This is a genomic window from Micromonospora pallida, assembly GCF_900090325.1.
GTDB lineage: Bacteria > Actinomycetota > Actinomycetes > Mycobacteriales > Micromonosporaceae > Micromonospora > Micromonospora pallida.
Genome location: NZ_FMHW01000002.1, coordinates 550231 through 563986, shown reverse-complemented (window position 1 = coordinate 563986; position 13756 = coordinate 550231). Strand labels below are relative to the sequence as shown.

The following is a 13756-nucleotide window of genomic DNA, read 5'->3' as shown; positions in this document are numbered from 1 at the left end:
ATGACTGACAGGTTGAAGGAACTGACCGCCGCGGGCGTGGCGGTCTGGTTGGACGATCTCTCCCGGACCCGGCTCAGCTCCGGCGGTCTGGACAAGCTCCGGCGGGAGCAGCACGTGGCCGGGGTGACCACCAACCCGACCATCTTCGCCAAGGCTCTCAAGGACGCCGACGAGTACGACTGGCAGGTGCGCGACCTCGCCACCCGGGGGGTGGAGGTCGAGGAGGCCGTCCGGATGCTCACCACGTACGACGTGCGGTGGGCGTGCGACGTGATGCGCCCGTCGTACGAGGGCAGCGCCGGCGTGGACGGCCGGGTCTCCATCGAGGTGGACCCGCGCCTGGCCCACGAGTCGGCGAAGACCGTCGCCGAGGCGAAGGCCCTCTGGTGGCTGGTCGACCGGCCGAACCTGTTCATCAAGATCCCGGCGACCGAGGCCGGGCTGCCCGCGATCACCGCAACCCTCGCCGAGGGGATCAGCGTCAACGTCACGCTGATCTTCGGGCTGGACCGCTACTCGCAGGTGATGGAGGCGTTCCTCGCCGGCCTGGAGCAGGCGAAGGCGAACGGGCACGACCTGTCGACGATCGGCTCGGTCGCCTCGTTCTTCGTCTCCCGGGTGGACAGCGAGATCGACAAGCGGCTGGAGAAGGCCGGCTCCGCCGAGGCGAAGGCGCTGCGCGGCAAGGCGGCCGTGGCCAACGCCCGGCTGGCGTACGAGCGGTACTCGGAGGTCTTCTCCTCCGACCGCTGGCGGGCCCTCGCCGACGCCGGGGCGCACCCGCAGCGCCCGCTCTGGGCGTCCACCTCGACCAAGAACCCGGACTACCGGGACGTGATCTACGTCGAGGAGCTGATCGCTCCCGGCACGGTCAACACCATGCCGGAGTCGGTGATCCACGCCTACGCCGACCACGGCGAGACCCAAAGCGACACGGTCACCGGCGGGTACGACGAGGCCCGGCAGCTCTTCGCCGACCTGGAGTCGGCCGGCGTGGACATGGCCGACGTGATCGTCACCCTGGAACGGGAGGGCGTGGAGAAGTTCGAGGCGAGCTGGCAGGAACTGCTCGACGGGGTCCGGACCTCGCTGGAGGCGGCGCGGCGGGGAGGCAAGGCGTGAGTGACCTGCTGGACGGCCCGGCGGAGACCGCCGCCGGGCTGGCCGTGTACGGCGCGGCGGCGGTCGACGCGGCCGGCGCCACCTCCACCCGGGACGCGCTGGTGCGCTCCGGCGTGCCCGGAATGCTGGCGGAGAAGGACCCGACCATCTGGGGTCCGGAGGCCGAGCAGGAGGCGAAGATCCGGCTCGGCTGGGTGGACACCCACCGGCGCAGCCGGGAGCTGCTCCCGCAGCTCGCCGAGCTGACCACCGAACTGGGCGACCTGGACCACGTGGTGCTCGCCGGCATGGGCGGCTCCTCGCTGGCCCCCGAGGTGATCGCCCGGACCCTGGGCCGGCCGCTGACCGTGCTGGACACCACCGACCCGGGGCAGGTCCGGGCGGCGCTGGCCGACCGGCTGGAGCGGACGGTGGTCGTGGTGGCCAGCAAGTCCGGCTCCACCGTCGAGACCGACAGCCACCGGCGGGCGTACTGGCAGGCGTTCCTCGACGCGGGGATGACCGAGGCCGAGGCCGGGCGGCACTTCGTGATCGTCACCGACCCGGGCTCCCCGCTGGAGGCCACCGCCACCGAGATGGGCGCCCACGTGGTGCTCGCCGACCCGGAGGTGGGCGGCCGGTTCGCCGCGCTGACCGCGTTCGGGCTGGTGCCGTCCGCGCTGGCCGGGGTCGAGGTCGCCGAGCTGGTCGACGAGGCCGAGGCGCTCGCGGAGAGCTTCGGCCGGGACACCGACAACCCGGGCCTGGCGCTCGGCGCCGCGCTCGGCGCCGCCGCCACCCTGGGCCGGGACAAGGTCGCCCTGGTCGACGACGGCACCGGCATCGAGGGCCTGGGCGACTGGGCCGAGCAGCTCATCGCCGAGTCGACCGGCAAGTCCGGCGTCGGCATCCTGCCCGTGGTGGTGGAGTCGCCGGACAGCCCCGGCGCGACCGGGGACGACGTGCTGACCGTCAGCTACGGCGGGTCGCTGCCCGCCGGGGCCGTCCCCGGTGGCGGGACGCAGGCGCAGGTCGCGGTCAACGGACCGCTCGGGGCGCACTTCCTGACCTGGGAGTACGCCACGGCGATGGCCGGGGCGGTGCTCGGCATCGACCCGTTCAACCAGCCGAACGTGACCGAGAGCAAAGAGAACACCAACCGGATCCTGGCCGCCGGGCCGGTCACCGAGTCGCCGTCGTTCACCGAGGGCTCGATCGAGGTGTACGCCCCGGCGGGCGTCCCGGGCGAGCTGGTCGGCGTGCTGCGCTGGCTACTCGACGGGATCGCCGACGGCGGCTACCTGGCGGTCATGGCGTACCTGGACCGGTTCGCCGACGCCGACGCGGCCGGACTGCGGGCGCTGCTGGCCGGGGCGTCCGGACGCCCGGTCACCTTTGGCTGGGGGCCCCGGTTCCTGCACTCCACCGGCCAGTACCACAAGGGTGGGCCGCAGGTCGGCAGCTTCCTCCAGGTCACCGGCGCGGTCACCGAGGACCTGCCGGTGCCCGGGAAGCCGTACACGTTCGGCGGGCTCCAGGCGGCGCAGGCCGCGGGTGACCGGGAGGCCCTGGCCGGCCGGGAGCGTCCGCTGCTGCGCCTGCACCTGACCGATCGGGCGGCGGGCGTGGCCCAGTTGCTCGACGCGGCCCGGCGCCTGCGGGCATGACGATGACCGGAACCGATCCGGCGGAGCGAGGAGGCGGCGTGAACCCGCTACGCGACCCGCAGGACCGGCGGCTGCCGAGGATCCCGGAGCCCTGCGCTCTGGTGATCTTCGGCGTCACCGGCGACCTGGCCCGCAAGAAACTGCTGCCCGCGGTGTACGACCTGGCCAACCGGGGCCTGCTCCCCCGGGTTTCGTGGTCCTCGGCTTTGCCCGCCGGGACTGGGGTGACGGCGACTTCGAGTCGCTGGCCTACGAGGCGGCCAAGAAGCACGCCCGGACCCCGTGGCGGGAGGAGGTGTGGGCGCGGCTGGCCGGCAACATCAAGTTCGTCGGCGGGTCGTTCGACGACGACGCCGCGTTCGACCACCTCGCCGCCACCCTCGACGAGCTGCGCGACACCCACGGCATCACCGGCAACGCCGCCTTCTACTTCTCCATCCCCCCGGCGGCGTTTCCCGTGGTGCTCAAGCAGCTCGCCCGCACCGGCATGGCCGACAACGCCCGGTCCGGCGGATGGCGGCGGGTGGTGGTGGAGAAGCCGTTCGGGCACGACCTGCCCTCGGCGAAGGAACTCAACGACCTGGTCGACGACGTGTTCACCAGCCAGGACGTGTTCCGCATCGACCACTACCTGGGCAAGGAGACCGTCCAGAACATCCTCGCCCTGCGGTTCGCGAACAACCTGTTCGAGCCGCTGTGGAACTCGCACTACGTCGACTCGGTGCAGATCACCATGGCCGAGGACGTCGGCATCGGCTCCCGGGCCGGGTTCTACGACTCGGCCGGGGCGGCCCGCGACGTGGTGCAGAACCACCTGCTGCAACTGCTGGCCCTGGTGGCGATGGAGGAGCCGACCAGCTTCGACGCCGACGAGATCCGGACCGAGAAGCTGAAGGTGCTCCGGGCGATCACCCTGCCGAAGGACATCGACCGGGGCACCGTGCGGGGCCAGTACCTGCCCGGCTGGGTGGGCGGCCAGCGGGCGGTGGGCTACCTGGACGAGGAGGGCGTCCCGGCGGACTCCACCACCGAGACGTACGTCGCCGTGCGGCTCGGCATCCAGAACCGCCGCTGGGCGGAGGTGCCGTTCTACATCCGCGCCGGCAAGCGGCTCCCCCGCCGGGTGACCGAGGTCGCCATCATGTTCAAGCGGGCCCCGCACCTGCCGTTCAACGACGCCGACATCGAGATGCTCGGCAACAACCAGCTCGTCATCCGGGTGCAGCCGGACGAGGGCGTGGTGCTGAAGTTCGGCTCCAAGGTGCCGGGCACCACCATGGAGGTCCGGGACATCGCCATGGACTTCCAGTACGGCGAGGCGTTCACCGAGGCCAGCCCGGAGGCGTACGAGCGGCTGGTGCTGGACGTGCTGATCGGCGACCGGACCCTCTTCCCGGACGCCGCCGAGGTGGAGCAGAGCTGGCAGGTGGTCGACCCGCTGGAACGGGCCTGGCAGAACACGAAGCCGGAGCCGTACCGGGCCGGCGAGTGGGGTCCCCGGGCAGCCGACGAGTTGCTGGCCCGCGAGGGCCGGACCTGGCGGCGCGCGTGAGCGAGCAGAGCGAGCGAACCATCGGCGCTGTGCCACGCCGGTGCCGAGCGACGCGAGGCGCCGGCGTCAGCGAGCAGAGCGAGCGAACCAGGAGGCTCTCTTGATCGGGCTGTGGGACACCACCGGTAGCGAGGTGGTCAAGGCGCTCGCCGCCGAGCGGCGCAGTGCGGGCGGGGTGGCCAGCGGGATGGCGCTCACGCTGATCGTGGTGGTGGACGAGAAGCGGGTCCGGGAGGCGGAGGCGGCGGCCACCATCGCCGCCGCCGCCCACCCGTGCCGGCTGCTCGTCGTGGTCCGCTCGGACGTGGAACGGGACCGCAACCGGCTGGACGCGGAGATCGTCGTGGGCGGCCGGCTGGGACCGTGCGAGGCGGTGGTCACCCGGATGTACGGCCGGCTCGCGCTGCACGCCGAGTCGGTGGTGATGCCGCTGCTGGTGCCGGACGTGCCGGTGGTGACCTGGTGGCACGCCGAGCCGCCGGAGGAGATCGCCACCGACTTCCTCGGGGTGGTCGCGGACCGGCGGATCACCGACGCCGCCCAGGCCGCCGACCCGATCGAGGCGCTGCGGCAGCGGGCCCGGGACTACGCCCCGGGCGACACCGACCTGGCCTGGACCCGGATCACCCCGTGGCGCACCCTGGTCGCGGGGGCCTTCGACACCACCCAGGACCAGGTCACCGAGGCGACCGTGGTGGCTCCGCCGACCGACCCGACGGCGGCGCTGATGTGCGGCTGGCTGGGCAGCCGGCTCGGCATCGAGCCGCACCGGGAGCACGTCGACGGCCTGCCCCGGATGCGCGAGGTGCGGTTGCGCTGCGCCAACGGCGACGAGCTGACCCTGACCCGGGAGGACAGCACGGCGACGTTCCGGCGTACCGGCCAGGCGGACCGGAACCTGCCGCTGGTCCGCCGGCCGCTCGGCGACGAACTGGCCGAGGAGCTGCGCCGGCTGGACGCCGACCAGATCTACGCCGAGGCCCTCGGGGCGACGGCGGGGATCTCCGGCCTGGACGACCGGCCCGCCCAGCGGGTGCACGTCTGGAAGGACCCGGCGACCGCCCGGCGTGCCGAGGCGGGCGTCACCGCGCACGCCTCGACGAACACGCCGTCCTGACCGCCTGGTCCGGTCCGCCCTGCGCCGAGGTCCGGTGCCGGGCGGACCGGACCGGGGAGCACATGTACCCGGGCGGACCGGACCGGGGAGCACACGCACGCGGGCGGACCGCCGGGGGAGCATATGTACGCGGGCGGACCGCCGGACAAGACACGTACGCGGGCGGGCCGTCCGGGAAACACACGTACGCGGGCGGGCCGTCCGGGCGACGACCAGGTACCGCCGGGCGGGACGCCCGTCGGTCGACGACGAGAAGGATCTGATGAGTGAGGCGAGTGTCGCCGTACACGCCGACGCCGACCTGCTGGCCCAGGCGGTCGCGGCCCGGTTGGTGGTGAAGCTGCTCGACGCCCAGGCCGACCGGGGGCAGGCGTCGGTGGTGCTCACCGGCGGGCGGATCGCCGCCGCCGTGTACCGGGCGGTGGCGGCCCTGCCGGCCCACGACGCGGTGGACTGGTCCCGGGTGGACGTCTGGTGGGGCGACGAACGCTTCCTCCCCGCCGGAGACCCGGAGCGTAACGAGACCCAGGCGCGGGCGGCGCTGCTCGACCTGCTCCCCCTCGACCCGGCCCGGATCCACCCGATGCCGGCCTCCGACGGTCCGGACGGGGTGGACCCGGAGGCGGCGGCCGCCCGGTACGCGGAGGAACTCGCCGCCGCGGCCCGCCCCGGGCACGCCACCCTGCCCCACTTCGACGTGCTGCTACTCGGGGTGGGTGAGGACGGCCACGTGGCATCGGTCTTCCCGGAACACCGGGTGCACTACGAGAGCCGTCCGGTCAGCGCGGTCCGGGGCAGCCCGAAGCCGCCGCCGGTGCGGACCACCCTGACCCTGCCGGCGATCAACACCGCCGAGGAGGTGTGGCTGGTCGCCAGCGGGTCGGACAAGGCGGCGGCGGTCCACATGGCGCTGGACGGCGCCGGTCCGGTGCAGTTGCCGGCCGCCGGGGTGGCGGGCGTCAGCCGTACCCTCTGGCTGCTCGACCGGGCCGCGGCGGCCGACGTGCCCCCGCGCTTCCGCAGCCTGCGCTGACGGGTGGTCGCCGCGCCCCGGCGACCGGGCCGGCGCACCGTCGGGGAAAAGCACCATGCGCGGGGCCGGGCACGCACCGCCGGGGAAAAGCACCGTGCGCGGGGCCGGCGCGCACCGTCGGGGAACAGCACCGTGCGCGGGGCCGGGCGCGCACCGCCGGGGAAAAGCACTGCGCGCGGCCCGTGGTACGGACCGCGCGCAGTTTGCCTACGTCGGGAGGAGCTGCCTCAGGCGGGCACGGCCAGCTTGAGCCAGAGTCCGAGACCGATGATGCAGGCGAACCAGACGATGCCCACCAGGACGGTGTAGCGGTCGAGGTTCTTCTCGGCCACCGACGAGCCGGCGAGGCTCGAGCTGACCCCACCGCCGAACATGCTCGACATCCCGCCGCCCTTGCCGCGGTGCAGCAGGATCAGCAGGGTGAGCAGGATGCTCGTGATCGTCAGTAGCGCGATCAACGTGTAGGCGAACCAGATCGGCATGGCTGGGGTCAGTCCTCTCGTTGCGATCCTCGCCCCGCGTGTCGGGCGTGCGGCACCGACCGACGGACGGGCGGAGTCAAGGATAGCGAGCGTTCAGCGGGTGATGTGCTCCGGGAAGCGGCAGATCTGCACGAATTCCTCGGCGTCGAGGCTGGCCCCGCCGACGAGCGCGCCGTCCACGTCCGGCTGGGCCATGATGGCGGCCACGTTCGCCGCCTTCACCGACCCGCCGTAGAGGATCCGGACCTGGTCCGCGGTTGCCTGGTCGTACAGCTCGGCCAGGCGCTCACGCACCGCCCCGCACACCTCCTGGGCGTCCTCCGGGGTCGCGGTCTTGCCGGTGCCGATCGCCCAGACCGGCTCGTACGCGATGACGACCTTGGTGACCTGCTCGGCGGTGATCTTCTTGAGGCCGGCGGTGAGCTGGTCCTGGCAGTGCGCCACGTGCCGCTGCTCGTCCCGGACGTCCAGTCCCTCGCCCACGCAGAGGATCGGGGTCAGGTCGTTCGCCAACGCCGCCTTCACCTTGGCGTTGAGCAGCGCGTCGTCCTCGTGGTGGTACGCGCGCCGCTCCGAGTGCCCGACCACCACGTACGTGCAGCCGAGCTTGGCCAGCATCGGCCCGGAGATCTCCCCGGTGTACGCCCCCGACTGGTGCGGGGAGAGGTCCTGCGCGCCGTAGCCGATGAGCAGCTTGTCGCCGTCCACCGCGGTCTGCACGGTGCGCAGGTCGGTGTAGGGCGGCAGCACGACGCACTCGACGTCGGTGAGCTGCTTCTCGTTGAGGCTGGCCGCCAGCTTCTGGAGCAGGAGGTTGGCCTCGAAGTGGTTCAGGTTCATCTTCCAGTTGCCGGCCATCAGGGGCCGGCGGGTGACCGCCGCCATCAGTCCTCCAGCGCCGCGATGCCGGGGAGGGTCTTGCCCTCGAGGTATTCCAGCGAGGCGCCCCCGCCGGTGGAGATGTGCCCGAACGACGACTCGTCGAGCCCGAGTGCCCGAACGGCGGCGGCCGAGTCACCGCCACCGACCACGGTGAACGCGTCGGCCTTGGCGATCGCCTCGGCGACGCCCCGGGTGCCGTGGGCGAACGCCGGCATCTCGAACACGCCCATCGGGCCGTTCCAGAAGATCGTCCGCGCGCCGCCCGGCCCGCCGCCCGCGGCGTCCTTGAGGGCGGCGGAGAACCCGGCGACCGTCTCCGGGCCGATGTCGAGCCCGAGCCGGTGGCTGGGAATCCCGTCGGCGCGTACCACGTCGTGCGCGGCGTCCGGCGCGAAGGCGTCGGCGACCACCACGTCGACCGGGAGCATGATCTTGCCCTCGGACCGCGCCAGCAGGTTGCCGCAGGTCTCGACCATCTCCTCCTCGAGCAGCGAGGTGCCCACCTCGTGGCCCTGGGCCTTGAGGAAGGTGAAGCACATGCCGCCGCCGATGAGCAGCCGGTCGACCTTCGGCAGCAGCGCCTCGATCACCGCGAGCTTGTCGGAGACCTTGGAACCGCCGAGGACCACCACGTACGGGCGCTCCGGCTCGCCGGTCAGCTTGCCGAGCACCTCGACCTCGCGCAGCACGAGCCGACCGGCCACGTGCGGCAGTCGGGCCGGGACGTCGTACACGCTGGCGTGCTTGCGGTGCACCGCGCCGAACGCGTCGTCCACGTACGCCTCGGCGAACGCGGCGAGCTGGTCGGCGAAGGCGCCCCGCTCGGCGTCGTCCTTGCTGGTCTCCCCCTTGTTGAAGCGGAGGTTCTCCAGCAACGCGGCCTGGCCGTCGGCCAGCCCTTCCACGGTGGAACGGGCCGAGTCGCCGACGGTGTCGGTGGCGAAGTGCACCGGCGCGCCGAGCAGCTCGCCGAGCCGCCCGGCGACCGGGCGGAGGCTGAACTGCGGGTCCGGCGCGCCCTTCGGGCGGCCCAGGTGCGAGCAGACGACCACCTTCGCGCCGGCCTGCACCAGCGCGCCGAGCGTCGGCAGCACCGCCCGGATCCGACCGTCATCCGTGATGGCGCCGGTCTGCTTGTCGAGGGGCACGTTCAGGTCGGCGCGCACCAGCACGCGCCGACCCGAAACCCCCTCGGCGAGCAGGTCGTCGAGGGTACGGATGCTCACAGCGACGAACCGACCAGCTTGACCAGGTCGACCAGGCGGTTGGAGTAGCCCCACTCGTTGTCGTACCAGCCGACGACCTTGACCTGGTTGCCGATGACCTTGGTCAGCGGCGCGTCGAAGATGCAGGACGCCGGGTCGGTGACGATGTCGGCCGACACGATCGGGTCCTCGTTGTAGACCAGGACGCCCTTGAGCGGGCCCTCGGCGGCGGCCTTGATGGCGGCGTTGACCTCGTCGACGCTGGTCTCCCGGCCGACCGTGACGGTCAGGTCGGTGGTGGAGCCGGTCGGGATCGGCACCCGCAGCGCGTAGCCGTCCAGCTTGCCCTTGAGGTCGGGCAGGACCAGGCCGATCGCCTTGGCGGCGCCGGTGGAGGTCGGGACGATGTTCAGCGCGGCGGCGCGGGCCCGACGCAGGTCGCTGTGCGGCGCGTCCTGGAGGTTCTGGTCCTGGGTGTACGCGTGGATCGTGGTCATCAGACCCTTCTCGATGCCGAAGGTGTCGTGCAGGACCTTCGCCATCGGGGCCAGGCAGTTGGTGGTGCAGGAGGCGTTCGAGATGATGGTGTGCTTGGCCGGGTCGTAGTCGCCGTGGTTGACGCCCATGACGACGGTGACGTCCTCGTTCTTGGCCGGCGCGGAGATGATGACCTTCTTGGCCCCACCGTCTACGTGCGCCTTGGCCTTGGTGGCGTCGGTGAAGAAGCCGGTGGACTCGATGACCACGTCCACGCCCAGGTCGCCCCAGGGCAGCGCGCTCGGGTCGCGCTCGGCGTACGCCTTGATGGTCTTGCCACCGACGGTGATCTCGTCGGCGGTGGCCTTGACCTCGTGCGGCAGCCGGCCGAGGATGCTGTCGTACTTCAGCAGGTGGGCGAGCGTGGCGTTGTCGGTCAGGTCGTTCACGGCGACGACCTCGACGTCCGCTCCGGACGCCAGCACTGCCCGGAAGAAGTTGCGGCCGATGCGGCCGAAGCCGTTGATGCCAACCCGGATGGTCACAGGTCCCATCTCCTCGCGTTCTGGTCTGCCGGCGCCGCACGGCGGCCGGCGAGTTGATGTGCGCCGACCAGTGGAGCCGGCCGTTGACAGTTCATCTCGGCCACCCCGCCGCGGTCCGACGGACCAGACCGCCGAGGCGGTGGGTACGGCGGGGGAAGCCGATTGTCGGCTCCCTTGCCGTACGCTGCGACCCTATCCGAGCGCACGGCGGCTCGCTGCGTGGGGGCGTGAACCCACGAGCCGCCTCGTCCCACCGTCCTATCAGACCACGAGCATGTCCGGCGTGACTGCCGCTTCGGTATCGGGGATGCCGAGGTCACGGGCGCGCTTGTCGGCCAGCGCGAGCAGCCGGCGGATCCGGCCGGCGATGGCGTCCTTGGTCAGCGGCGGGTCGGCGAGGGCGCCGAGTTCCTCCAGGGACGCCTGCCGGTGCTCCAGGCGCAGCCGACCGGCCGAGGTGAGGTGGTGCGGGGCGTCCTCGGCGAGGATCTCCAGCGCCCGGGTGACCCGGGCGGCGGCGGCCACCGCGGCCCGCGCCGAGCGGCGCAGGTTGGCGTCGTCGAAGTTCGCCAGCCGGTTCGCGGTGGCCCGGACCTCGCGCCGCACCCGGCGTTCCTCCCAGGCCAGCACGCTGGAGTGGGCGCCGACCCGGGTGAGCAGCGCGGCGATCGCGTCGCCGTCCTTGACCACCACCCGGTCCACGCCGCGCACCTCGCGGTTCTTGGCGGTGATGCCGATCCGGCGGGCCGCGCCCACCAGGGCGAGCGCCGACTCCGGCCCGGGGCAGGTGATCTCCAGGGCGCTGGACCGGCCCGGCTCGGTCAGCGAGCCGTGTGCCATGAACGCGCCCCGCCAGGCCGACACCGCGCAGCAGACGTTCGCGGCGACCACGTGCGGGGGCAGACCACGCACCGGGCGGCCCCGGACGTCCAGCAGCCCGGTCTGCCGGGCCAGCGACTCGCCGTCCTTGACCACCCGGACGATGAAGTGGCTGCCCTTGCGCAGGCCACCGGAGGCGAGCACGTGGATCTCGCTGGGGTAGCCGTAGACCTCGGCGACCTCGCGGCGCAGCCGCCGGGCCACCGCTCCGGTGTCCAACTCCGCCTCGACCACCACCCGGCCGGAGACGATGTGCAGCCCACCGGCGAACCGCAGCAGGGCGGTCATCTCCGCCCGCCGGCAGCACGGCTTGGGCACGTCGACCCGACTCAGCTCGTCCTTGACCGCAGCCGTCATCGCCATTGTGCGTCCCCTCACGGACCGGTTCCGGCGTGCCGCCGGTGATTACGTAGGTGCTTAACGAGCGGCGCCCAGGACAGGCACCAGGGCGGCGCCCAGGGCGGCCGGGTCGTGCCGGGGACTGCCGTCGGCGACGGCGATCGGGGCGAGCACGAGACGGGCACCCAGCGATTCTGCCGCACGGGCCAGCGGCTCGGGTTCGTTCACCACCCGGTCGTCGGCGAGCACGCAGTCGACCGTGAGTTCCGGGAGGTAGCGGTGCAGCGCGGCGAGGTGGCCGGCGGCGGAGAGCCCGAGGGTCTCCTTCTCCGCGGAGAGGTTCAGGGTGACCAGCCGCCGGGCCGGGCTGGCGACGATCGCGTCGGCCAGGCCGGGTACCAGCAGGTGCGGCAGGACGCTGGTGTACCAGCTCCCCGGCCCGAAGATCAGCCAGTCGGCGTCCCGGGTCGCCGCCACCGCCTGCGGGCAGGCGACCGGGGCGGCCGGGGTGAGCCGCAACGCCTCCACCCGGCCGGTGGTAACCGCCACCTGGTGCTGCCCACGCACCGTACGCACCTCGTCCGGGCGGGCCGGGTCCGCGCCGCGCACCCGCGCCTCGATGCCGACCGGCTCGCAGGACATCGGCAGCACCCGGCCGACCGTGCCGAGCATGGTGCCGGCGTGTTCCAGCGCGACCACCGGGTCGCCGAGCAGTTCCATCAGGCCGAACAGCACCAGGTTGCCGACCGCGTGCCCGTCCAGGCCGTCGACGCAGCCCCCGGCCGACCGGTCGCCGTTCCCCGTCGTCGCGGCGGCAACGGCCGGGATCGCCGCCGGCAGGCTCCGGGCCCGCTCCGCCGCGACCGGGGTCGGCGTGGGGACCGCCGGGCTTCCGTTGGCGTGGGCCGACGCGGGCACGGCCTGGTTTTCGCCGGCACGGGCACCAGCGCCGGTACGGGCGAAGCGGTGCTGGAACAGCGTCGCGCTGCGCCGGGTGGCCGGGTGGTCGCCGGCCAGCGCCACCAGCGCCTGGCGCAGGTCCCCCGGGGGCAGTCCGCCCCGGGCGGCACGGAGCCGGCCACTGGACCCCCGTCGTCACCCACAGTGACCACGGCGGTGATGTCGAGGTCGAGTTCGGGGGCACACCGGCGCAACGCGCGCAGCGACGCGGACAGGCCGTGCCCGCCGCCGAAGGCCACCACCTTCGTCACCGTCATTCGCGCCCCAGGTCCCGGTGTTGCGCGTTGGCGGCGAGTCCGGACCGGCGCAGCCGCGAGGCCAGTTCCTCGGTGATCGCCACGCTGCGGTGCTTGCCCCCGGTGCAGCCGACCGCCACGGTGAGGTACCGCTTGCCCTCCCGCTCGAAGCCGGCGGTGGTGGCGTTGACCAGGTCGGCGTAGGCCGACACGAACGCCTCGGCGCCCTCCTGGCCGAGCACGTACTCGCTGACCGGCTCGTCCCGGCCGGTCTGCTCGCGCAGGTCAGGAACCCAGAACGGGTTGGGCAGGAACCGGGCGTCGAGCACGAAGTCGGCGTCCGGCGGCAGGCCGTACTTGAACCCGAAGGAGAGCACGGTGACCCGCAGCCGCCGGGCGTCCTCCTCGCCGAAGAGCTCCTCGATGCGCCGCCGGAGCTGGTTGACGTTCAGGTGGCTGGTGTCGATGATCACGTCGGCCTGGTCCCGGGCCTCCTCCAGCAGGTCACGTTCGACCGCGATGCCGTCGGCCAGCCGGCCGTCGCCCTGCAACGGGTGGGAGCGGCGGACGCTCTCGAACCGCCGGATGAGCACCTCGTCGTCGGCGTCGACGAAGACCACCCGTGGGGAGAAGGCCCGTTCCTTCAGCTCCCGGATGGCGCCGGCCAGGTCGGTGGAGAAGGCCCGCGAGCGCACGTCCAGCACCATCGCGGTACGCCGGGCCGCGCCGCCGGCCTTGGAGGCCAGCTCGGCCATGTCGAGCATGAGCGCCTGGGGCAGGTTGTCGACCACGTAGTAACCGACGTTCTCCAGCGCCCGGGCCACCGTGCTCCGGCCGCCGCCGGAGAGCCCGGTGACCACGACCAGGCTCGTCTCGGCCTCGTCGTACGGCTCCGCGGGCGCCTCTGCGTACGCCTCCACGCGTGTCACCGGAGTCTGGCCTGTCAGCGCCTCGTTCACCTGAATTACCCCCCGGGCGTGGCCCTGCGGCCACCACCGACCGCGAACGTCAGGGAGCGACTCTATCCCGCGCCGGGACGGCCGGCCCCGAGCCCGCTCACCGGCGCGGCCGGCGTGCCACGCCGCCCCGGGCCGTTCCTTCGGGCCCAGGCCACCGGCCGCGCTCGCCGCGCCCGGCCCTACTTCCGGCCCGAGTCTCCGGCCGCACTTGCCGCGCCCGATCCCTCCTTCGGGCCCGAATCTCCGGGCCGCGCTCGCCGCGCCCGGGCCGTCCGACCTGTTTCGGCATGACGGTAGGTGCGCCGATCATCGGCGCGATGTA

The 13756-nt window shown here is 73.1% G+C and carries 10 protein-coding genes and 2 pseudogenes; 5 read left to right on the top strand and 7 right to left on the bottom strand.

The genetic code is table 11. The features are described 5' to 3' along the window. The 5 genes and pseudogenes from tal to pgl all read left to right on the top strand — a co-directional run bounded on the left by tal (position 1) and on the right by pgl (position 6470). Complete coding sequence (gene tal, locus GA0074692_RS02710; protein WP_091652439.1) at positions 1-1122, top strand: transaldolase; 1122 nt, start codon at positions 1-3, stop codon at positions 1120-1122. Beyond that, positions 1119-2768 (top strand): glucose-6-phosphate isomerase, encoded by a 1650-nt coding sequence (locus GA0074692_RS02705; protein ID WP_091638973.1) that lies wholly within the window; start codon positions 1119-1121, stop codon positions 2766-2768. Before tal ends, GA0074692_RS02705 begins: the two co-directional genes overlap by 4 nt. A gap of 2 nt (positions 2769-2770) precedes the next feature. Then, positions 2771-4320: pseudogene (gene zwf, locus GA0074692_RS02700) on the top strand (glucose-6-phosphate dehydrogenase). Positions 4321-4420: 100 nt separating this feature from the next. After that, a complete protein-coding gene (locus tag GA0074692_RS02695; protein ID WP_091638970.1) occupies positions 4421-5437 on the top strand; it encodes a glucose-6-phosphate dehydrogenase assembly protein OpcA in 1017 nt (338 codons plus the stop codon). 262 nt (positions 5438-5699) lie between these two features. Further along, positions 5700-6470 (top strand): 6-phosphogluconolactonase, encoded by a 771-nt coding sequence (gene pgl / locus GA0074692_RS02690; RefSeq protein WP_091638967.1) that lies wholly within the window; start codon positions 5700-5702, stop codon positions 6468-6470. 227 nt (positions 6471-6697) lie between these two features. Here pgl and secG read toward each other — a convergent pair whose 3' ends face one another. The 7 genes and pseudogenes from secG to rapZ all read right to left on the bottom strand — a co-directional run bounded on the left by secG (position 6698) and on the right by rapZ (position 13395). Beyond that, complete coding sequence (gene secG / locus GA0074692_RS02685; protein WP_091638964.1) at positions 6698-6952, bottom strand: preprotein translocase subunit SecG; 255 nt, start codon at positions 6950-6952, stop codon at positions 6698-6700. 93 nt (positions 6953-7045) lie between these two features. Then, a complete protein-coding gene (gene tpiA / locus GA0074692_RS02680) occupies positions 7046-7837 on the bottom strand; it encodes a triose-phosphate isomerase (RefSeq protein ID WP_091638962.1) in 792 nt (263 codons plus the stop codon). Then, positions 7837-9060 (bottom strand): phosphoglycerate kinase, encoded by a 1224-nt coding sequence (locus GA0074692_RS02675; RefSeq protein ID WP_091638960.1) that lies wholly within the window; start codon positions 9058-9060, stop codon positions 7837-7839. The genes tpiA and GA0074692_RS02675 overlap by 1 nt, the downstream gene beginning before the upstream one ends. Beyond that, a complete protein-coding gene (gap, locus tag GA0074692_RS02670) occupies positions 9057-10061 on the bottom strand; it encodes a type I glyceraldehyde-3-phosphate dehydrogenase (RefSeq protein WP_091638958.1) in 1005 nt (334 codons plus the stop codon). Before gap ends, GA0074692_RS02675 begins: the two co-directional genes overlap by 4 nt. 261 nt (positions 10062-10322) lie before the next feature. After that, positions 10323-11303 (bottom strand): DNA-binding protein WhiA, encoded by a 981-nt coding sequence (gene whiA, locus GA0074692_RS02665; RefSeq protein ID WP_091638955.1) that lies wholly within the window; start codon positions 11301-11303, stop codon positions 10323-10325. Between the two features lie 54 nt (positions 11304-11357). After that, positions 11358-12496, bottom strand: a pseudogene (locus tag GA0074692_RS02660) (gluconeogenesis factor YvcK family protein). Further along, complete coding sequence (gene rapZ, locus GA0074692_RS02655) at positions 12493-13395, bottom strand: RNase adapter RapZ (RefSeq protein ID WP_091638952.1); 903 nt, start codon at positions 13393-13395, stop codon at positions 12493-12495. The pseudogene GA0074692_RS02660 and the gene rapZ overlap by 4 nt, the downstream one beginning before the upstream one ends. Positions 13396-13756: the final 361 nt, after the last annotated feature.

Excerpts from the sequence above, each read along its gene's own strand:
- tpiA (WP_091638962.1), bottom strand. The coding sequence starts at position 7,837 with ATGGCGGCGGTCACCCGCCGGCCCCTGATGGCCGGCAACTGGAAGATG.
- pgl (WP_091638967.1), top strand. The coding sequence starts at position 5,700 with ATGAGTGAGGCGAGTGTCGCCGTACACGCCGACGCCGACCTGCTGGCC.
- tal (WP_091652439.1), top strand. The coding sequence starts at position 1 with ATGACTGACAGGTTGAAGGAACTGACCGCCGCGGGCGTGGCGGTCTGG.
- whiA (WP_091638955.1), bottom strand. The coding sequence starts at position 11,303 with ATGGCGATGACGGCTGCGGTCAAGGACGAGCTGAGTCGGGTCGACGTG.
- secG (WP_091638964.1), bottom strand. The coding sequence starts at position 6,952 with ATGCCGATCTGGTTCGCCTACACGTTGATCGCGCTACTGACGATCACG.